This is a genomic window from Enterobacter cloacae complex sp. 372C4 (assembly GCF_050030615.1).
Taxonomy (GTDB): Bacteria; Pseudomonadota; Gammaproteobacteria; order Enterobacterales; family Enterobacteriaceae; genus Enterobacter; species Enterobacter intestinihominis.
This window is the reverse complement of record NZ_JBLGUQ010000001.1, coordinates 847,973-867,636: the sequence shown is the minus strand read 5'-3', so window position 1 is coordinate 867,636 and position 19,664 is coordinate 847,973. Positions and strand designations below refer to the sequence as shown.

General features: G+C 56.6%; 17 protein-coding genes. 13 read left to right on the top strand and 4 right to left on the bottom strand.

The features are described 5' to 3' along the window. The first annotated feature begins 57 nt into the window (after positions 1-57). The 3 genes from ACQG11_RS04120 to queE are packed head-to-tail and all read left to right on the top strand — an operon-like array spanning position 58 to position 3,050. Positions 58-1,617 carry a maltose/glucose-specific PTS transporter subunit IIC gene (locus tag ACQG11_RS04120; RefSeq protein WP_426728198.1) on the top strand — a complete coding sequence of 520 codons (1,560 nt, stop codon included), beginning with the start codon at positions 58-60 and terminating at the stop codon, positions 1,615-1,617. Continuing rightward, the gene (locus ACQG11_RS04115; RefSeq protein WP_023298492.1) at positions 1,617-2,324 is read left to right on the top strand and encodes an N-acetylmannosamine-6-phosphate 2-epimerase; all 708 of its coding nucleotides are present in this window, start codon (positions 1,617-1,619) and stop codon (positions 2,322-2,324) included. Before ACQG11_RS04120 ends, ACQG11_RS04115 begins: the two co-directional genes overlap by 1 nt. A gap of 54 nt (positions 2,325-2,378) precedes the next feature. Further along, a complete protein-coding gene (queE, locus tag ACQG11_RS04110) occupies positions 2,379-3,050 on the top strand; it encodes a 7-carboxy-7-deazaguanine synthase QueE (protein WP_006811780.1) in 672 nt (223 codons plus the stop codon). 17 nt (positions 3,051-3,067) lie between these two features. Here the strand turns inward: queE and ACQG11_RS04105 are convergent, their stop codons facing one another. Both ACQG11_RS04105 and ACQG11_RS04100 read right to left on the bottom strand, forming a co-directional pair. Further along, positions 3,068-4,465 carry an MFS transporter gene (locus tag ACQG11_RS04105; RefSeq protein WP_032626005.1) on the bottom strand — a complete coding sequence of 466 codons (1,398 nt, stop codon included), beginning with the start codon at positions 4,463-4,465 and terminating at the stop codon, positions 3,068-3,070. Between the two features lie 27 nt (positions 4,466-4,492). Continuing rightward, positions 4,493-5,662 carry a M20 aminoacylase family protein gene (locus ACQG11_RS04100; protein ID WP_022649197.1) on the bottom strand — a complete coding sequence of 390 codons (1,170 nt, stop codon included), beginning with the start codon at positions 5,660-5,662 and terminating at the stop codon, positions 4,493-4,495. 171 nt (positions 5,663-5,833) lie between these two features. On the opposite strand from ACQG11_RS04100, the gene ACQG11_RS04095 reads away from it, so the two are divergent. Continuing rightward, positions 5,834-8,188, top strand: a complete 2,355-nt coding sequence (locus tag ACQG11_RS04095; protein WP_426728197.1) for a helix-turn-helix domain-containing protein — start codon at positions 5,834-5,836, stop codon at positions 8,186-8,188. Here the strand turns inward: ACQG11_RS04095 and queD are convergent. Next, the gene (gene queD / locus ACQG11_RS04090; protein ID WP_006811776.1) at positions 8,173-8,538 is read right to left on the bottom strand and encodes a 6-carboxytetrahydropterin synthase QueD; all 366 of its coding nucleotides are present in this window, start codon (positions 8,536-8,538) and stop codon (positions 8,173-8,175) included. The genes ACQG11_RS04095 and queD overlap by 16 nt on opposite strands. 303 nt (positions 8,539-8,841) lie before the next feature. Here queD and cysJ point away from each other — a divergent pair, with 303 nt between their 5' ends. The 3 genes from cysJ (at position 8,842) to cysH (ending at position 13,193) form a co-directional block, all read left to right on the top strand. Beyond that, positions 8,842-10,647: an NADPH-dependent assimilatory sulfite reductase flavoprotein subunit gene (gene cysJ, locus ACQG11_RS04085; RefSeq protein WP_426728196.1), complete on the top strand. Its 1,806-nt coding sequence runs from the start codon at positions 8,842-8,844 to the stop codon at positions 10,645-10,647. Then, the gene (cysI, locus tag ACQG11_RS04080; protein WP_023306833.1) at positions 10,647-12,359 is read left to right on the top strand and encodes an assimilatory sulfite reductase (NADPH) hemoprotein subunit; all 1,713 of its coding nucleotides are present in this window, start codon (positions 10,647-10,649) and stop codon (positions 12,357-12,359) included. Before cysJ ends, cysI begins: the two co-directional genes overlap by 1 nt. A gap of 99 nt (positions 12,360-12,458) precedes the next feature. Further along, positions 12,459-13,193, top strand: coding sequence for a phosphoadenosine phosphosulfate reductase (gene cysH / locus ACQG11_RS04075; protein WP_023298485.1), 735 nt, complete (start codon positions 12,459-12,461; stop codon positions 13,191-13,193). A 93-nt stretch (positions 13,194-13,286) separates the two neighbouring features. On the opposite strand, the gene ACQG11_RS04070 is transcribed toward cysH, so the two are convergent. Further along, positions 13,287-14,330, bottom strand: coding sequence for an aminopeptidase (locus tag ACQG11_RS04070; protein ID WP_023298484.1), 1,044 nt, complete (start codon positions 14,328-14,330; stop codon positions 13,287-13,289). A gap of 237 nt (positions 14,331-14,567) precedes the next feature. Between ACQG11_RS04070 and cysG the strand changes: the two genes are divergently transcribed. From cysG to ftsB, 6 genes are all read left to right on the top strand, one after another. Next, complete coding sequence (cysG, locus tag ACQG11_RS04065; RefSeq protein WP_023306832.1) at positions 14,568-15,926, top strand: siroheme synthase CysG; 1,359 nt, start codon at positions 14,568-14,570, stop codon at positions 15,924-15,926. Positions 15,927-15,935: 9 nt separating this feature from the next. Then, positions 15,936-16,844: a sulfate adenylyltransferase subunit CysD gene (gene cysD, locus ACQG11_RS04060; RefSeq protein WP_006811770.1), complete on the top strand. Its 909-nt coding sequence runs from the start codon at positions 15,936-15,938 to the stop codon at positions 16,842-16,844. Positions 16,845-16,853: 9 nt separating this feature from the next. Beyond that, positions 16,854-18,278 carry a sulfate adenylyltransferase subunit CysN gene (gene cysN / locus ACQG11_RS04055; protein WP_063148654.1) on the top strand — a complete coding sequence of 475 codons (1,425 nt, stop codon included), beginning with the start codon at positions 16,854-16,856 and terminating at the stop codon, positions 18,276-18,278. After that, a complete protein-coding gene (cysC, locus tag ACQG11_RS04050; protein WP_022649188.1) occupies positions 18,278-18,883 on the top strand; it encodes an adenylyl-sulfate kinase in 606 nt (201 codons plus the stop codon). The genes cysN and cysC overlap by 1 nt, the downstream gene beginning before the upstream one ends. A gap of 58 nt (positions 18,884-18,941) precedes the next feature. Further along, positions 18,942-19,268, top strand: coding sequence for a DUF3561 family protein (locus tag ACQG11_RS04045; RefSeq protein WP_006811767.1), 327 nt, complete (start codon positions 18,942-18,944; stop codon positions 19,266-19,268). 79 nt (positions 19,269-19,347) lie between these two features. After that, complete coding sequence (ftsB, locus tag ACQG11_RS04040; RefSeq protein WP_003862095.1) at positions 19,348-19,659, top strand: cell division protein FtsB; 312 nt, start codon at positions 19,348-19,350, stop codon at positions 19,657-19,659. The last annotated feature ends 5 nt before the right edge of the window (positions 19,660-19,664 follow it).

The following is a 19,664-nucleotide window of genomic DNA, read 5'->3' as shown; positions in this document are numbered from 1 at the left end:
TCACAATTAAAATTATATGTGGTAAAAATTTTCATCAACAACCAGGGGGATAATAAAATGATGCAAATGTTCAGCGGAGCGTCTTCCGGCGGATGGTTTGAAAAAGCGCAGCGCTTTGGCAAATCCTTTATGTTACCTATCGCCATACTGCCCGCAGCAGGTCTGTTGTTGGGGATCGGCGGGGCGCTATCGAATCCGAATACGCTTACCGCGTATCCATTTTTAGACGTTGGCTGGCTACAGGCCATATTTACCATCATGAGCAGTGCAGGCTCGATTGTGTTCGCAAACCTGTCGGTACTGTTTGCTGTTGGGGTCGCCGTTGGGCTGGCAAAAAATGATAAAGGTACGGCAGGGCTGGCGGCATTACTCGCTTATCTGGTGATGAATGCCACTATCAATGCGCTGCTGATCCTGACCGGAAAACTGGCGCATGAGAACCCGGGCGCCGTAGGGCAGGGCATGACGCTGGGTATTCAGACGCTTGAAACGGGCGTGTTTGGTGGGGTCGTTATTGGGCTTGTGACCTGCGCACTGCATCATCGGTTTAATAAAATCGCGCTTCCGCAATTCCTTGGCTTTTTTGGCGGCTCACGCTTCGTACCCATTATCAGCTCACTGGCGGCGATACTCGTCGGCACGCTGATGACCGTGGTCTGGCCGCATTTTCAGAAGCTGATCTTTGGCCTTGGCGGTCTGGTGGATGCCACCGGCTATCTGGGGACATTGCTGTACGGCTTCATCCTGCGCATGCTTGGCCCGTTTGGCCTGCACCACATCTTTTATCTGCCGTTCTGGACCACCGCGCTTGGCGGCAGTGAAATTGTTAACGGTCACCTGGTTGAGGGCACGCAGCGGATCTTCTTCGCTCAGCTTGCGGACCCGAACACCCAGCACTTCTATGAGGGCACGTCGCGCTTCATGTCCGGGCGCTTTATCACGATGATGTTTGGCCTGCTCGGCGCCTGCCTGGCGATGTACCACACGGCTAAACCCGAGAACAAGAAGCGCGTAGCCGGGCTGCTGCTGTCAGCGGCGTTAACCTCTTTCCTGACGGGCATTACCGAGCCCATCGAGTTCTCATTCCTGTTTATTGCGCCGGTGCTGTACGTCATTCATGCGCTGTTTGACGGGCTGGCGTTTATGCTCGCGCACATGCTGCATATCACCATCGGGCAAACTTTCTCCGGCGGGTTTATTGATTTCGTGCTGTTCGGCATTTTGCAGGGTGAAGCGAAAACTAACTGGATGTTCGTCCCGCTGGTAGGCGTACCGTGGTTCTTCCTTTACTACTGTACTTTCCGCTATCTGATTAAACGTTTTGATTTTGCCACGCCGGGCCGTGAAAAGGAGGCGTTGGCTGACGAGGCTACCCTGCCGCAAAGCGAGCGTGCCGCGGCGGTGATCGCCGGATTGGGTGGAAGAGACAATCTGGATGACGTTGACTGCTGCGCCACGCGTCTTCGCGTCACGGTGAAAGACGGTAGCAAAGTCAATGAAGCAGCACTGAAAGCGACCGGCGCGCGCGGCGTTATCGTCCGCGGCAACGGTGTCCAGATCATCTATGGCCCGCACGTCACCATTATCAAAAACGAAGTGGAAGAGATCTTATCGTAATGAAAACTGTACTGGATAACCTGAAAGGAAAACTGGTCGTCTCCTGCCAGGCGCTGGAAAATGAACCGCTGCACAGCCCGTTTATTATGTCGCGAATGGCGCTGGCGGCAGCCCAGGGCGGTGCCGCTGCGATCCGCGCCAATAGCGTGGTGGATATCAAGGCTATCAAAGGGCTGGTCTCACTGCCGGTCATCGGCATCATCAAACGGGACTATCCGGATAGCGAGGTGTTTATCACCGCAACGCTCAAAGAAGTGGATGAGCTGATGGCGGTCGCCCCGGACATCGTTGCGCTGGATGCGACCGCCCGGAAACGGCCCGGTGGCGTATCGCTGGACATGCTGATCGCGCAGATCCGCACCCGTTACCCTTCGCTGCTGCTGATGGCGGATATTGCCACCGTGCAGGAGGCCGTGACCGCGCAGGCGCTGGGGTTTGATTGTGTCGGAACCACCCTTTACGGTTATACGGCAGAGACCGCGGGCCATTCGCTACCGGAAAATGACTGCGCGTTTTTGAAAGAGGTGCTGTCTGCCGTCACGATCCCCGTGATTGCCGAAGGTAACGTGGATACCCCCGATCGCGCGGCCAGGTGTCTGGAGTTGGGGGCGCATACGGTTGTCGTCGGCGGGGCGATCACCCGACCGCAGCAAATTACGGAACGGTTTATGGCGGCAATTGGCGCGCAAAGCACCGATGGAGCATGATCATCTGACGGGGATCTGCGATACTTATCGTTTATTCCCTTAACAGAGTTGACTATGCAGTACCCGATTAACGAGATGTTCCAGACCCTGCAAGGCGAGGGTTACTTTACCGGCGTTCCCGCTATCTTTATTCGTTTACAGGGATGCCCGGTTGGCTGCGCCTGGTGTGATACCAAACATACGTGGGATAAGCTCGCAGATCGGGAAGTGTCGCTGTTCAGCATTCTGGCTAAAACCAAAGAGAGCGATAAATGGGGCGCGGGCAGCGCGGAAGATCTGCTTGCCATTATTGGTCGTCAGGGCTGGACGGCGCGGCATGTGGTGATCACCGGCGGGGAACCCTGCATTCACGATCTGATGCCCCTCACCGAACTGCTCGAGAAGAACGGCTATAGCTGTCAGATCGAAACCAGCGGTACCCATGAAGTGCGCTGCTCCCATTCAACGTGGGTAACGGTTTCACCGAAAGTGAATATGCGCGGCGGTTATGACGTACTGTCGCAGGCGCTTGAGCGTGCGGATGAGATCAAACATCCGGTGGGGCGCGTGCGTGACATCGAAGCGCTGGACGAACTGCTGGCGACGCTGACGGACGAAAAGCAGCGCGTGATCGCGCTACAGCCTATCAGCCAGAAAGACGATGCAACCCGGCTGTGCATTGAAACCTGTATCGCCCGCAACTGGCGCCTGTCGATGCAGACGCACAAATATCTGAACATTGCCTGATACTTTTGTGGCCCCGCTTAACGCGGGGCTTTTGTTGTTGGCAGTAAAGCCCAGGTCACGACTGCCGACCCAAGGCAAATCGCACTGTTGAACAGCAAGGCATACTGCGCGGCACTGGCCGTTCCCATCGGCAGCCATAGGGCGTACAGCGATGCGGTGACCGCGATCCCCATTGCGCCGCCCAGGGAACTGCCCATCTTATAGATCCCTGAAGCCACCCCCACTTTGTTTTCAGGGGCATTCATTACCGCCGTGTCCGTTGAGGGCGTGGCGTAACATCCGAGCCCCAGCCCGAATAAAATATTGCTCAGAAAGACGGTGACAATGTAGACCTCTTTGCTTAAGAAGGTGCATGAAATCAGCGTAATACCTGTTGCGGTCAGCAGCGGGCCGGTCATCATCGGCAGCCTTGCGCCATAGCGCTGAAGCAGTTTTTCACCCACCCGGATCATCGCCAGTACGGTAACCAGATACCCCAGCGTCATCATGCCGGTCTGTAGCGGTGACAGATGATGGCCTTGCTGCAACCAGATGCTGGCGATCATCATGGTGCCAATGCAGCCGTTGAGCAGGAAATTTGAGAATACCGAGGCGCTATAGGCCCTGTTTTTAAACAGGGCGAAATCGATCAACGCCGCATCGCCCTTCCGCCGCCCGGTAACGACAAAGCACATCAGTGCAATCACGGCTCCACACAGTACAAGAAGCGATAAACTGCTGCTCCAGCCCCAGCTGTGTCCTTTGCTGATAAACAGATTGAACAGCACCAGCATAAGGACAAAACTCACCAGGCCGCTGATATCCAGTTTATGTCGACACGCATCAGGGCTGCGGCTTTCCGGCGTCGCGCGGATAAGCAATAGCGCGACCAGAGCCACCACTATCGACAAAATAAAAATCCAGCGCCAGCCCAGCGTGGTGGCGATGGCACCTCCCACAAACGAGCTCAGGCCACTCCCGCCCCATGAACCAATAACCCAGAAGCTGATTGCGCGCTGGCGTGCTTTACCTTCATACCAGGTCTTAATCAGCGCCAGCGTGGCGGGCATGATGCAGGCCGCGGATAGCCCCTGTATCGCTCTTCCCAACAGAAACAGGACGGGCTCCCATGAAATGAACAGCAGACCGCTTCCGATCATGCTCAAAATCAGGCCTGTCATGGTCAGGCGCATGCGCCCAAACTTATCGGCAAACCCACCGCAGGCTACGACAAAACAGCCGCTAAACAACGCGCTCAGGCTGACGGCCAGCGTAAGGGTTTCGAGGGCAATGTCGAGGCTATTCTGCATGGCCGGAACCACGTTGATAACCGACTGGGCAAACAGCCAGAAGGTCAGAACGCTCATGACGATACCCGCCAGCAGCCGATCGTTACCGGCGTAGGCGGATGCGTCTGTCAGGGAAACGGTACTCATAATGCAGCCCTCCCGGGAAGGTGCGAATCAGCGCAGATAGTGTTCGGTCAGTGCGGCCCACAGCGCCGCGCCGGTGAGGAGAATAGTGTCGTTAAAGTCGTAGCCCGGGTTATGCACCATGCAGCGGTCAGGCTCATCGCCAGCGCCAAGGGTGAAATAACAGCCATTGGGATTTTTCTCGAGCATGAACGCAAAGTCCTCGCTGCCCATAAACGCATTCACCTCCGCGACGGAATCCTGACCGAACAGATCGGTGGCGACGCTGCGCACCATCTCATTGGCTTGCGGATTGTTTTTCAGTACCGGGCTGCCATTAATGTGTCGAATGGTAGCCGTGGCATTGAAACTTTCCGCCTGCGCAACGGCGATATCATGGATGCGCTGTAGCACGGTTTGCCGCACGCTTTCATCCAGCGTGCGCACGGTAAGTTTCATCAATACTTTGTCGTTGATGATGTTGGGGGCATGTCCGGCCTGAATACTGCCTACGGTAACGACGGCAGGCTGAAAAGGGGTGATATTGCGCGAAACAATGGACTGCAAAGCGATAGTGATATGACAGGCAACGAGGGTGGCATCTACGGTATGTTCTGGCACCGCACCGTGACCCCCCACGCCGTTAACCTCAATATGAAGGGTGTCCGAAGAGGCCATCATGGCGCCATCGCGCAGACCAATTTTTCCGACGGGCTGTGACGGCATATTGTGCAGACCAAAAATGTGGTCGCAGGGGAACAGGTCAAACAAACCGTCCTCTACCATAACGCGTCCGCCATACAGAAGTTCTTCCGCAGGCTGAAAAATAAGGTGCAGCGTGCCGTTAAAATTGCGGGTGCGTGCCAGGTACTCCGCTGCATACAGGAGCGTTGTGGTGTGGCCGTCATGACCGCAGCCGTGGAATTTACCCTCAACGGTACTGCTCCAGGCCTTGCCGCTGTTTTCCTGCATAGGCAGCGCATCCATGTCGGCGCGCAGACCCAGGCGTTTAGGCCCGTTACCCACCTTCAGCGTGCCGACCACACCGGTTTTCGCCAGGCCGCGATGAACCTCATATCCCCATTCCTCAAGCAACGCCGCAACGCGATCGCTCGTATTGTGCTCCTCAAAACCAATTTCAGGATGCTGATGAAAATAGCGACGTAATTCAGTGAACTGGGCTTCTTTGCCGCGCAGAGCTTCGATAATTGGATGTGTCATTTTTGTTATCCTTTTTATGCCAAACGGTGATAATTTCGAGTCTATGACGATCGCACTGCCAGAAAATGCATTTTTTTGTTGTAAAGCGACGGTTTTGTTTTGATTGTTTTTCATACAATTCCGTTATGACAAAAAAGAGCCGGTCATTATTTGTCTTTGATGAGGGGTAAGATGAATCAGCGGGGAGATGAATTTTGGGTGGAGATCCAGGACATTCGCCACTGCGTGGAGGATGAAGGCGATACGCTAACGTTGCTCTGGGTGCTGGAAGGGCGGGCTGAGCTGAATACCGATGTGGGACGTGACATCCTGGAGGCCAATACCCTTGCCATCATCAACCATCATCGGCGCTGGCAGTTCACGAGCGAAACGGCAAATATCACCCTGCGCGTGTCCCTTTCCGGGCGCTGGGTGGTCCAGCTCTGCAATGATTTTTTTGTCCATGATTACGCTATACCGGCAGAAGCCGGAGGCGTCTGGCCCCAATGCGATGCGCTTCGCGATCTGCTGCGCCAGCTTCTTGTGGTCACCCTCATCAACGACCCACACCGCTACCGGCTGGAGGCGTACCGCTGGCTGAGCGAGATATTGCTGTTGCTGACCAGCCGCTTTCAGCAGCCCGCCCGGTTTTTGTCCCGTGAACTTTCCCCAGCGCACAGCAAACGCATTGCCCGGGTGATAGAGCGGATCAATGCCAGTTATTCTCGCCGTATTACGCTTGCGGAAATCGCCGCGAGTGAATATGTCTCTGAAGCCTGGCTCTCTCGTCTCTTTAGAAAGGAAGTGGGGATCAGTTTCATGCAGTACATCACTACCCTGCGGTTGGAAAAGGCGGCTGACGCGCTCCGTCTGACGAACCGACCGCTGCATCAGATTGCGCTTGAGCAGGGTTTCGCCAGCACGCGTATGATGACCGATCGGTTTCGGCGTGTTCACAATATGTCCCCGGGTGAGTTTCGTAAGTCCCGACGCCAGCACCCGGAGGCCACACGTGTTCGTACGGACAGGTGTGAGCAGCGCTATCCGGTGGCCATGGATAAGCTGTTTAGCCTGCTCAATGAACCGGTGGCGCGCGGCTGGGGAGCCTCCCCGCTTATCGATCGACCGCAGCAGGAGCAGACACTGGATCTTGAGCAGCTTAATCCTCTCTCCACCTCGCTGCGTCGCATGCGGGTGGTCATTACCCTGCGTGAGCTCGACGATTTACTGCGTGAGGACGTTCGTCAGAATCTTGAAGCGATAAATGAGGCCATTCCCATAGAGGGGGTTGATATCGCCGAACCTTTTCTCAGCAGCCGTCTGTTTGCCACCGGGTGGGATGACCCCCAGATGGCGGGCTACGCCTGCTGGTACAATCTGCATCAGCTCTTCACCTGGCTGGCAAAAAAGCAATGGACGGTGCTGCTGCACACCGGCGTAACGACCCGTCGCGATCTACTTGCCCGTTTTTTACAACGGTCGGTCAATCATTTTTCGCCCGAGATCACCGCGGGCTGGCACTTTGTCATGCACTGGTCAACACAGGCGAGTGAGGAGACCCGGGAGCAGGTCTGGCTGGCGCAACAAAACGTCATACGCAACTATCTGCCACAGGCAAAGTTTGGTTTATGGCATCGATTTTCACCCGACAGCGCGGGCGTGAGCGACAATACCCTGTTCAGCTCAGCCATCCTGATGCAGGCCGATTTTCTTGCCTGTTCAGCCGATGCCAATGAACTTCTCGATCCTGCCCAGCGGGAGCCAGCCCAACTCTCTTCTACAGAAAATTATCCGGTACAGAAGATCCGCCAGATTATCGCCGCCCTTCGTCTGCGCAAATGTTCGCTTCCCGTCTGGCTTCTCTCCTGGAATACCCTCACCGGGAACACGCGGGCGACAAACGGCTGGTTTTTTCGTGGGGCGCTGCTGATGCAGAGCCTGCTCGGGCTATCGGAACAGGTCTGGCTAGGGGGATTCTGGCTCAATTCGGGCCTTCAGGGTGAAGCTCGTGCGAACAATACCATCGATACGTCAAGCCTTGCGCTACAGTACAACCATGGTCTCCCACGGCCGGTTTATTGGGTACTCTGGCTCTGGCAACGCCTGCGGGGCGAGGTGCTGGTAAACGACGGGCGTGTTCTGCTCACGCGCCATCACAATGGTTACCAGTTGCTGCTGCGTAATGTGGTGGTTTTTAATCCGCTCCTTTCCAGTGAAGAAGCATTCATCCAGCGTTTTCGCCAGCAGTATCATTTACATCTGAAGGGCATGCGCGGTATTTGGCGAATTAAACGCCATCTTTTCGATCAGCATAACGGCGCGCTCTATCCGTTGCTTGAAGGGGTAGGCAGCGAAAGCGGCCCTGACGAAGAGATGTGGCGCTGGATAGCGCACAAAGCGCGTCCAACGCTTTCCCTATACGATGAACGCATTGATGACGGCTGGCAACTGACAGAATCACTGGAGAGTAATGCGCTGGTGCTCTATGAGTTTACGCCGCTCGTGCCTCTTGAGGCCGAAACGGAGGAGATTCACTCCCCGCGGTAGACGCAGCCTGCCGTGCAGGTCTCTTTGATCATGACCGCGCTCAGCAGCGGCACAAGCGGTTTCATCTGATCCCAAATCCATTTCGCCAGCACTTCGCTGGTCGGGTTTTCAAGGCCCGGAATATCATTCAGATAGTAGTGATCGAGACGATCGTAGGTCGGCTTAAACGCGGCCTTCAGTTCGGCAAAGTCCATGATCCAGCCCGTATGGGGATCGACTTCACCGGTGATTTCAAGACGCACCATAAACGAGTGTCCATGCAGGCGGCCACATTTGTGCCCGGCAGGAACGTGTGGAAGGTGGTGTGCGGCTTCGAAGGTGAAATCTTTAAACAGTGTGGTGGACATCATAGCTCTCAGGAATGCGGAAAAAACCGCCGCATAGTACCGGAAAGCACAATTTTTATCATTAACTAAAACGGCTCTGAACGGTCACCGCCTCGTATTCATAGTGTTTATCGATTTTTGTTGTTTTATTTCATATGGTTATTTAATCGCTTTTATCGTTAAGAACGATAACTAAAACAGGTTAGTCCATTTGGTTATTAATTATTTCCATCCCTTCTTTAATTGTTATTATCCCCGCCGTTAACCTTATCTTCAGTTTGGATTTATTCGCTTAAAGTCCGCTTTGCTACTGGAACATAACGACGCATGACAACACAGGCCCCACCTTCAAATTTGCTTCCCCTTAACCCGGAGCAACTGGCGCGCCTCCAGGCCGCGACTTCCGATTTTTCACCCACCCAGCTTGCCTGGGTCTCCGGCTATTTCTGGGGAATGCTGAACCAGCAGCCGGGTGCTGTGGCAGGCGTCCCGCCAACGGCCGTTGAAATTCCTGCCATCACGCTTATCTCCGCTTCGCAAACGGGTAATGCCCGTCGTGTGGCCGAAGCGCTGCGTGATGACCTGCTCGCCGCGAAGCTGAACGTTAACCTGGTCAACGCCGGGGATTATAAATTCAAACAGATCGCGTCAGAAAAACTGCTGGTGGTGGTGGCGTCAACGCAGGGGGAAGGTGAGCCTGCTGAAGAAGCCGTCGCGCTGCATAAGTTCCTGTTCTCGAAAAAAGCACCAAAGCTCGAGGGCTCCGCCTTTGCCGTCTTCGGCCTCGGTGATACGTCCTATGAATTTTTCTGCCAGTCCGGTAAAGATTTCGACAGCAAGCTGGCGGAGCTGGGCGCAGAGCGCCTGCTGGATCGCGTAGACGCTGACGTGGAATACCAGGCTGCCGCCGCCGAATGGCGGGCGCGCATCGTTGAGGTGCTGAAGGCCCGCGTCCCGAAAGAGACGCCAGCGCAGGCCGCCGTTACCGTAGCCGGCACCGTTAACGAAATCCACACCAGCCCTTACACGAAAGAGGCGCCGCTGACGGCGAGCCTGTCGGTAAACCAGAAAATCACGGGCCGTGATTCAGAAAAAGACGTGCGCCATATCGAAATCGATCTCGGTGACTCTGGCCTGCGTTACCAGCCTGGCGATGCGCTGGGCGTCTGGTATCAGAACGATCCGGCGCTGGTGAAAGAGCTGGTCGAGCTGCTGTGGTTGAAAGGCGATGAACTGGTTACCGTGGACGGCAAAACGCTCTCGATCTCCGAGGCGCTCCAGTGGCATTTCGAACTGACGGTGAACACCGCCAACATCGTTGAAAACTACGCCACCTTAACCCGCAGCGAATCGCTCCTTCCGCTGGTCGGGGATAAGGCGAAGTTACAGCAATACGCGGCGACAACGCCGATTGTCGATATGGTGCGTTTCTCTCCGGCACAGCTGGATGCTGACGCGCTGGTCGGCCTGCTGCGTCCGCTGACCCCGCGCCTGTACTCCATCGCCTCCTCGCAGGCGGAAGTGGAAAACGAAGTCCACATCACCGTTGGCGTGGTGCGTTACGACATCGAAGGCCGCGCGCGCGCGGGTGGGGCGTCAGGCTTCCTGGCAGACCGCGTGGAAGAAGAGGGTGAAGTTCGCGTCTTTATCGAGCACAACGACAACTTCCGCCTGCCGGCGAACCCCGAAACGCCGGTGATTATGATTGGCCCGGGCACCGGTATTGCGCCATTCCGCGCCTTTATGCAGCAGCGTGCAGCAGACGACGCGGCGGGTAAAAACTGGCTGTTCTTCGGCAACCCGCACTTTACTGAAGATTTCCTCTACCAGGTTGAGTGGCAGCGCTACGTCAAAGAGGGCGTGCTGACCCGCATCGATCTGGCCTGGTCCCGCGATCAGAAAGAAAAAGTATACGTACAAGACAAACTGCGCGAACAGGGCGCAGAGCTGTGGCGCTGGATCAATGACGGCGCCCACATTTATGTCTGCGGCGACGCCAATCGCATGGCGAAAGACGTTGAGCAGGCACTGCTGGAAGTGATTGCCGAATTCGGCGGTATGGATGCCGAAACGGCGGATGAATTTTTAAGTGAGCTGCGCGTAGAGCGCCGTTATCAGCGAGATGTCTACTAATGAGCGAAAAACATCCTGGCCCACTGGTGGTCGAAGGCAAACTGACTGATGCCGAGCGCATGAAGGTAGAGAGCAACTACCTGCGCGGTACCATTGCCGAAGATTTAAATGACGGCCTGACCGGCGGTTTCAAAGGCGACAACTTCCTGCTGATCCGTTTCCACGGTATGTACCAACAGGACGACCGCGATATCCGCGCCGAGCGTGCCGAACAGAAGCTGGAGCCGCGTCACGCGATGCTGCTGCGCTGTCGTCTGCCGGGCGGGGTAATCACCACGAAACAGTGGCAGGCGATCGACAAGTTTGCCGGTGAAAACACAATCTACGGCAGCATTCGTCTGACCAACCGTCAGACCTTCCAGTTCCACGGCATTCTGAAGAAGAACGTCAAGCCGGTGCACCAGATGCTGCACTCCGTGGGTCTGGACGCGCTGGCGACCGCCAACGACATGAACCGTAACGTGCTCTGCACCTCGAACCCGTACGAATCTGAGCTGCACGCCGAAGCGTACGAGTGGGCGAAAAAAATCTCTGAACATCTGCTGCCACGTACCCGCGCCTATGCGGAGATCTGGCTCGATCAGGAGAAAGTCGCCACCACCGATGAAGAGCCGATCCTCGGTCAGACCTACCTGCCGCGTAAGTTTAAAACCACGGTGGTGATCCCGCCGCAGAACGATATCGACCTGCACGCCAACGACATGAACTTCGTGGCGATTGCCGAAAACGGCAAGCTGGTCGGCTTTAACCTGCTGGTGGGCGGCGGTTTGTCCATTGAGCACGGTAACAAGAAAACTTACGCCCGCACCGCGAGCGAGTTCGGCTTCCTGCCGCTGGAGCACACGCTGGCCGTGGCAGAGGCGGTGGTTACGACCCAGCGCGACTGGGGTAACCGTACCGATCGTAAAAACGCGAAAACCAAATATACCCTTGAGCGCGTAGGCGTCGAGACGTTCAAAGAAGAAGTGGAGCGTCGCGCGGGCATCAAGTTTGAGCCGATCCGCCCTTACGAATTCACCGGTCGCGGCGATCGCATCGGCTGGGTGAAAGGCATCGACAATAACTGGCACCTGACGCTGTTTATCGAAAACGGCCGTATTCTTGATTATCCGGGCCGTCCGCTGAAAACCGGCCTGCTGGAAATCGCAAAGATCCACAAAGGCGAGTTCCGTATTACCGCCAACCAGAACCTGATCGTCGCCAGCGTGCCGGAAAGCGATAAGGCGAGAATTGAAGAGCTGGCCCGCGAGCACGGGTTGATGAATGCGGTGAGCGCGCAGCGTGAAAACTCAATGGCCTGCGTGTCGTTCCCGACCTGTCCGCTGGCAATGGCCGAAGCCGAGCGATTCCTGCCGTCCTTCACTGATAAAGTGGAGGCGATTCTGGAAAAACACGGTATTCCGGACGAGCATATTGTTATGCGCGTGACGGGCTGTCCGAACGGCTGCGGCCGCGCGATGCTGGCCGAACTCGGTCTGGTAGGGAAAGCGCCGGGTCGCTATAACCTGCACCTGGGCGGTAACCGTATCGGGACACGTATTCCGCGTATGTTCCGCGAGAACATCACCGAGCCGGAAATTCTCGATTCCCTCGACGTGCTTATCGGACGCTGGGCGAAAGAGCGCGAAGCGGGTGAAGGCTTCGGCGACTTTACGGTACGTGCGGGCATCATTCGCCCGGTGCTCGATCCCGCAAGGGATTTCTGGGAGTAATCCATCCTTTGCCCGGTGGCGCTTCGCTTACCGGGCCTACGGGTTTTGTAGGCCGGGCAAACGCAGTGCCGCCCGGCGAAACAGGCAAACGAGGTTCTTATGTCCGTACTCGATCTAAACGCCCTTAATGACCTGCCAAAAGTTGAACGCATTCTGGCTCTGGCAGAAACTAACGCCCAACTGGAAAAGCTCGACGCCGAAGGGCGCGTGGCGTGGGCGCTGGAAAACCTGCCGGGAGACTATGTGCTTTCGTCGAGCTTTGGCATTCAGGCGGCGGTCAGTCTGCATCTGGTGAATCAGATCCGTCCGGACATTCCGGTGATCCTCACCGATACCGGCTATCTGTTCCCGGAGACCTATCAGTTTATCGACGAGCTGACGGACAAGCTCAAGCTGAACCTGAAGGTTTATCGCGCAACCGAAAGCGCGGCCTGGCAGGAGGCGCGTTACGGCAAGCTGTGGGAGCAGGGCGTTGAGGGCATCGAGAAATACAATGAGATCAACAAGGTCGAGCCGATGAACCGCGCGCTGAAAGATCTTCATGCGCAGACGTGGTTTGCTGGGCTCCGCCGCGAGCAGTCCGGGAGCCGGGCAACGCTGCCGGTGCTGGCGGTGCAGCGTGGCGTGTTCAAAGTGCTGCCGATCATCGACTGGGATAACCGCACGGTGTACCAGTATCTGCAAAAGCACGGGCTGAAGTACCATCCGCTGTGGGATCAGGGCTACCTGTCGGTAGGCGACACCCATACCACGCGTAAATGGGAACCGGGAATGGCGGAAGAAGAGACGCGATTCTTTGGGCTGAAGCGCGAGTGCGGGCTGCACGAAGGGTAATGTTTTTTCGCCCGGTGGCGGCTACGCCTTACCGGGCCTACGTTTCGTGCCGTTGTAGGCCCGGTAAGCGCAGCGCAACCGGGCTTAATTGCATCAGGCTTTCCCCGCTTTCGCCAGCTCCTTCACCAGCGGCAGCATCACTTTCACGACATCCCGGCTGCGGTGCTCAATCCGCTGCGGCAGCGTTTTATCAATGTGCTGCTGGTTATCCAGCCGCACGTCATGCCAGCTGGTCCCGTTTGGGAACGCCTTCGATTTAGCGCGCTGCTGATAGCCATCTTTTTTGCCCAGCGCCCAGTTAGTTGCCTCGACGTACAGCACCGGAATGCCCGCCTTATCAAACACTTCACCGTCATTACAGCAGCCCGTGCCTTTGGGATAATCGGGGTTACCGCCCGGATTTGTCGCGGCATAGACGCCATGCGTGCGGGCAAGCGCCAGCGCGCGGTCGCGGGTGAGTTTACGTACGCTGCTCGGCGTGCTCTGTCCGCTATTAAAATAGAGCTTATCTCCCACGATCAGATTATCGAGGTTAATCACCAGCAACGTATTTTTCTTCTCCTCAGCGGTCATGCGCTTAAGGAGATTCTCAGCGCCGAGTTTTCCTTCTTCTTCACCGCTGGTCGCAACAAAGCGAATGCTGTATTTCGTCGGAATATTCTTCAGGCGTTCGGCCAGCTCAAGCATGACGCCCAGCCCCGCCGCATTGTCATCCAGTCCCTGAAGCGTCAGGCCGCCGAGGTTATTATCGACATCGGCGTCGCTCATCGGCGTGTAGGTATCAAGGTGCGCCATAATAATAATCTGCTCAGCCGCCTTTCCTTCGTGCGCCGCAATGACCGTGCTGCCGGTTACGTTATGCCAGTTCTGCGTTTTATTGCGTGAGGTATAGATGTAGCGGCTGTGGAAAGCGCGAATGTCACTCTCATAGCCCATATCCGCAAACTGCTGACGAATATAGTCTGCCGAGAGCATTTCGGCTGGGGTTCCGGTCATGCGGCCCGGAAAGACCGTCGCAATATGCCGCGCCTGCATACTGGCTATTTCACCGTAAGATTGATTTTTTGCCTGAGCCGGAAGGATAAAGCAAACGCCGAGCGCCAGGGCAACGAATCGGTGGCGCATTGCGGAAAACATAGTGAGTCCTTAAAAACAGAGCAAAATTTTAACCCGCATAGTATGAAACTGTGATCGGGTAGACACAATTTGAATTGCGCTTAAATGCCCGAAATTTCGCGTGTTAAGCACTTTTTGATATTTGCTTTTCCATGGCGTTATTCCATTGAGTAACTACTCATTCCAATTCGTAATTTCATTCGGTCTAAGCCGCCCCCTATAGTCCCTTTATTCCTGGTTGTTAGTGAGTTGTTGCCTGTGGACTATCTCCCCCTTTTTGCCGCCTTGAAAGACCGACCGGTACTGGTTGTCGGGACGGGTGAAATTGCCGATCGCAAAATCGCGTTCCTGCAACGCGCCGGGGCGCAGGTGCAGGTCGTTGCAGAGGCGGATTTTGAAGAGTCTCAGATCGACAGCGTGGTGCTGGTGATTGCGGCAACCGAAGATCGGGCGCTCAACCGCCGAATCTCCGACGCAGCTCAGGACCGTCACCGTCTGGTGAACGTGGTAGACGACCAGCCGCTGTGCTCGTTTATCTTCCCGTCGATTGTTGACCGCTCGCCGCTGCTGGTGGCGATCTCCTCCGGCGGCACCGCGCCGGTGCTGGCGCGCGTGCTGCGGGAAAAAATCGAAGCGCTGCTGCCGACCAGCCTCGGGCGCATGGCGGAGAAGGCCAGCTACTGGCGCAACCACCTTAAAACGCGTCTGACCAGCGTGACGGAACGCCGTCGCTTCTGGGAGCGTGTGTTTCGCGGCCGCTTTGCCAGCCTGATGCATGCCGGTAACGAGACGGCGGCGCAACAAATACTCGAAGACGAACTGGATAACCCCGGCAGTACGGGCGGGGAGATCATTCTGGTGGGCGCCGGGCCGGGCGATGCCGGGCTGCTCACGCTGCGTGGCCTCCAGGTTCTTCAGGATGCGGATGTCGTGTTCTACGACCATCTGGTCACCGACGGTATTCGCGAACTGATCCGCCGTGACGCGGAGCAAATCTGCGTTGGTAAACGTGCCGGCGAGCACTCCGTGCCGCAGCACGACACCAATCAAATGCTGATTGCCGCCGCGAAAGCGGGCAAGACCGTGGTGCGCCTGAAAGGGGGCGACCCGTTTATCTTCGGCCGTGGTGGCGAGGAGTTGCAGGCGGCAGCCGAAGCGGGCGTCCCGTTCCAGGTGGTCCCCGGTATTACGGCGGCGTCTGCCGTCACGGCCTACGCCGGTATTCCGCTGACCCATCGCGATTACGCCCAGAGCGTGACCTTTGTGACCGGGCATTATAAAGCCGACAGCACGCCGTTTGACTGGTCGCATCTCGCCCAGAGCCGACAAACGCTGGCGATTTATATGGGCACGATGAAAGCGGCAGACATCAGCGAACAGCTTATTCAGCACGGTCGCGATGCGACGACGCCGGTAGCAGTTATCTCCCGCGGGACACGCGTCGATCAGCATGTCGCCATCGGCACTTTACAAGACCTTGCAACCCTGGCGAAAGACGCCCCGATGCCCGCCCTGATCGTGGTGGGAGAAGTGGTGCAGTTGCACAGCTCGCTCGCCTGGTTCCAACACACAACCGACACAGAAGGCTTCGGCGCTTCTGTTGTAAATTTGGCTTAAGGAACGGTTATGGACCAAAAACGACTTACTCACCTGCGGCAGCTCGAAGCGGAAAGTATCCACATTATCCGCGAAGTGGCCGCCGAGTTCTCTAACCCGGTGATGATGTACTCCATCGGTAAAGATTCCAGCGTCATGCTGCACCTGGCGCGTAAAGCGTTTTATCCGGGAACGCTGCCGTTCCCGCTGCTGCATGTGGATACCGGCTGGAAATTCCGCGAGATGTACGAGTTTCGTGACCGTACCGCCAAAGCCTACGGCTGCGAGCTGCTGGTGCACAAAAACCCGGAAGGGGTGGCGATGGGCATCAACCCGTTCGTGCACGGCAGCGCCAAGCATACCGATATCATGAAAACCGAAGGGCTGAAGCAGGCGCTGAATAAATACGGTTTTGATGCGGCCTTCGGCGGCGCGCGCCGTGACGAAGAGAAATCCCGCGCCAAAGAGCGTATCTACTCTTTCCGCGACCGCTTCCACCGCTGGGACCCGAAAAACCAGCGTCCGGAGCTGTGGCACAACTACAACGGCCAGATCAACAAGGGCGAAAGCATTCGCGTCTTCCCGCTCTCCAACTGGACCGAGCTGGATATCTGGCAGTACATCTATCTGGAAAATATTGAGATCGTTCCGCTGTATTTGGCAGCAGAGCGCCCGGTCCTGGAGCGCGACGGCATGCTGATGATGATCGACGACGATCGCATTGATTTACAGCCGGGTGAAGTGATCAAAAAACAGATGGTCCGTTTCCGTACTCTCGGCTGCTGGCCGTTGACCGGCGCGGTGGAATCCAGTGCGCAGACGCTGCCGGAGATCATCGAGGAGATGCTGGTGTCGACCACCAGTGAGCGACAGGGCCGCGTGATTGACCGCGACCAGGCAGGCTCCATGGAGCTGAAGAAACGTCAGGGTTATTTCTAAGGAGCCGCCATGAATACGACTATTGCCCAACAAATTGCCGATGAAGGCGGCGTAGAAGCTTATCTGCACGCCCAACAGTACAAAAGTCTGCTGCGATTCCTGACCTGCGGCAGCGTTGATGACGGGAAAAGTACCCTGATTGGTCGTCTGCTGCACGACACGCGACAAATTTACGAAGATCAGCTCTCTTCCCTGCACAATGACAGTAAACGCCACGGCACCCAGGGCGAAAAACTCGACCTGGCGCTGCTGGTGGACGGCTTGCAGGCGGAGCGCGAGCAGGGCATTACCATTGATGTCGCCTATCGCTACTTCTCTACCGAAAAGCGCAAATTTATTATCGCCGACACCCCGGGGCATGAGCAGTACACCCGTAACATGGCGACCGGCGCGTCCACCTGTGACCTGGCGATCCTGCTGATGGACGCCCGTAAAGGCGTGCTGGATCAGACGCGTCGTCACAGCTTTATCTCTACGCTGCTGGGGATCAAACACCTGGTGGTGGCGGTGAACAAAATGGATCTGGTGGACTACGGCGAAGCGCGATTCGACGAGATCCGCCAGAGCTACCTGACCTTTGCTGAACAGCTGCCGGGCAACCTCGATATTCGCTTTGTGCCGCTGTCGGCGCTGGAAGGGGATAACGTCGCCTCTCAGAGCGCGAACATGCCGTGGTACAGCGGCCCGACGTTGCTGGAGGTGCTGGAAACCGTTGAAATTCAGCGCGTGGTGGAGACCCAGCCGATGCGCTTCCCGGTGCAGTACGTAAACCGTCCGAACCTCGATTTCCGCGGCTTCTCCGGCACCCTTGCATCCGGCTCGGTCAACGTGGGCCAGCGCGTGAAGGTGCTGCCGTCCGGCGTGGAATCGACCATTGCCCGTATCGTCACCTTTGATGGCGATCTGGACGAAGCAGGGGCAGGTGAAGCGGTAACCCTGGTGCTAAAAGACGAGATTGACATCAGCCGCGGCGATCTGCTGGTCGACGCGCAGGAAACGCTGGCGGCGGTGCAGGGCGCATCCGTGGACGTGGTGTGGATGGCGGAACAGCCCCTGACCGCAGGCCAGAGCTATGACATTAAAATTGCCGGCAAGAAAACCCGCGCCCGCGTGGACGGCATTCAGTTCCAGGTGGACATCAACAACCTGACCCACCGTGACGTGAGCGAGCTGCCGCTGAATGGCATCGGTCTGGTGGATCTGACCTTCGACGAGCCGCTGGTGCTGGATCCGTATCAGCAGAATCCGGTGACGGGCGGGCTGATCTTTATCGACCGCCTGACCAACGTCACCGTCGGCGCCGGGATGGTCCGTGAACCAAACACGCAGGCTACCGTGGCCTCTGAGTTCAGCGCGTTTGAACTTGAGCTGAATGCGCTGGTGCGTAAACACTTCCCGCACTGGGGCGCACGCGATTTGCTGGGAGGCAAGTAATGGCTGCCCATGATGAGAACGTCGTCTGGCATCCTCATCCGGTCACCGTCGCCCAGCGCGAACAGCTCCACGGTCACCGTGGGGTTGTGCTGTGGTTTACCGGGCTGTCTGGCTCCGGTAAATCCACGGTGGCAGGCGCGCTGGAAGAAGCGCTGCATCAGCAGGGAGTGAGCACCTACCTGCTGGACGGCGACAACGTGCGTCACGGACTGTGCAGCGATTTAGGGTTCAGCGATGAAGACCGTAAAGAGAACATTCGCCGGGTGGGAGAAGTCGCCAGCCTGATGGCGGATGCCGGGCTGGTGGTGCTGACGGCGTTTATCTCACCGCACCGCGCCGAACGTCAGATGGTGCGTGAGCGCGTGGGCCGGAATCGCTTCATTGAAGTGTTTGTGGATACGCCGCTGGCAATCTGCGAAGCGCGCGATCCGAAAGGGCTGTATAAAAAAGCCCGCGCGGGAGAGCTGCGAAACTTCACCGGTATTGACTCGGTTTACGAAGCGCCTGAATCCCCTGAGATTCATCTGGAAGGTCAACAATTGGTAACAAATTTAGTAAGCCAATTATTAGACCTGCTCAGACGGGACGATATTATCAGATCCTGAGACGGTATCGTTCGGGAGCTGTCTTCCCGAGCGATGAGTCACGGTCACAGGATTAGCTATGCGCAACAGTGAAAACTACATGATTACCACCGGGTCGGAACCGTTAACGACCGACGACGAGACGACCTGGTCCTTCCCTGGGGCGATTGTCGGCTTTGTGTCGTGGCTACTGGCGCTGGGTATCCCGTTCTTGATCTACGGTGGAAACACCCTCTTTTTCTTCCTCTATACCTGGCCTTTCTTCCTGGCGCTGATGCCCGTTGCGGTTGTGGTGGGCGTGGCGCTGCACTCCCTTTTCAACGGCAAGCTCCTGTATAGTACGCTCATCACTATCGCCACCGTTGTGGTCATCTTTGGCCTGCTGTTTTTATGGCTGATGGGCTAACTTACGGCATAATTAAAACCCCGCAGTAGAGTCCAGCGGAAAGTTATGGGATGATGATGCCGTTTTTTCAGGGGGCAGGATGGGTAAACTAACGCTGCTGTTGCTGGCTTTGCTGGTCTGGCTGCAATATTCGCTGTGGTTCGGCAAAAACGGACTGCACGACTACAGCCGGGTGAGCGATGACGTCGCGGCACAGCAGGCGACAAACGCCAAACTTAAAGCGCGTAACGATCAACTTTTTGCTGAAATTGATGACCTCAATGGCGGCCAGGAGGCGATTGAGGAGCGCGCACGCAATGAACTTAGTATGACTAAGCCGGGCGAAACGTTTTATCGCCTGGTTCCGGATGCGTCTAAACGCAATCAGGGCTCCGCACAAAACAATCGATAATCAGG

What these genes read in the sequence shown, in the direction of transcription:
- ACQG11_RS04120 (WP_426728198.1), top strand. Translation starts at nt 58, where the DNA reads ATGATGCAAATGTTCAGCGGAGCGTCTTCCGGCGGATGGTTTGAAAAA.
- ACQG11_RS04115 (WP_023298492.1), top strand. Translation starts at nt 1,617, where the DNA reads ATGAAAACTGTACTGGATAACCTGAAAGGAAAACTGGTCGTCTCCTGC.
- queE (WP_006811780.1), top strand. Translation starts at nt 2,379, where the DNA reads ATGCAGTACCCGATTAACGAGATGTTCCAGACCCTGCAAGGCGAGGGT.
- ACQG11_RS04105 (WP_032626005.1), bottom strand. Translation starts at nt 4,465, where the DNA reads ATGAGTACCGTTTCCCTGACAGACGCATCCGCCTACGCCGGTAACGAT.
- ACQG11_RS04100 (WP_022649197.1), bottom strand. Translation starts at nt 5,662, where the DNA reads ATGACACATCCAATTATCGAAGCTCTGCGCGGCAAAGAAGCCCAGTTC.
- ACQG11_RS04095 (WP_426728197.1), top strand. Translation starts at nt 5,834, where the DNA reads ATGAATCAGCGGGGAGATGAATTTTGGGTGGAGATCCAGGACATTCGC.
- queD (WP_006811776.1), bottom strand. Translation starts at nt 8,538, where the DNA reads ATGATGTCCACCACACTGTTTAAAGATTTCACCTTCGAAGCCGCACAC.
- cysJ (WP_426728196.1), top strand. Translation starts at nt 8,842, where the DNA reads ATGACAACACAGGCCCCACCTTCAAATTTGCTTCCCCTTAACCCGGAG.
- cysI (WP_023306833.1), top strand. Translation starts at nt 10,647, where the DNA reads ATGAGCGAAAAACATCCTGGCCCACTGGTGGTCGAAGGCAAACTGACT.
- cysH (WP_023298485.1), top strand. Translation starts at nt 12,459, where the DNA reads ATGTCCGTACTCGATCTAAACGCCCTTAATGACCTGCCAAAAGTTGAA.
- ACQG11_RS04070 (WP_023298484.1), bottom strand. Translation starts at nt 14,330, where the DNA reads ATGTTTTCCGCAATGCGCCACCGATTCGTTGCCCTGGCGCTCGGCGTT.
- cysD (WP_006811770.1), top strand. Translation starts at nt 15,936, where the DNA reads ATGGACCAAAAACGACTTACTCACCTGCGGCAGCTCGAAGCGGAAAGT.
- cysN (WP_063148654.1), top strand. Translation starts at nt 16,854, where the DNA reads ATGAATACGACTATTGCCCAACAAATTGCCGATGAAGGCGGCGTAGAA.
- cysC (WP_022649188.1), top strand. Translation starts at nt 18,278, where the DNA reads ATGGCTGCCCATGATGAGAACGTCGTCTGGCATCCTCATCCGGTCACC.
- ACQG11_RS04045 (WP_006811767.1), top strand. Translation starts at nt 18,942, where the DNA reads ATGCGCAACAGTGAAAACTACATGATTACCACCGGGTCGGAACCGTTA.
- ftsB (WP_003862095.1), top strand. Translation starts at nt 19,348, where the DNA reads ATGGGTAAACTAACGCTGCTGTTGCTGGCTTTGCTGGTCTGGCTGCAA.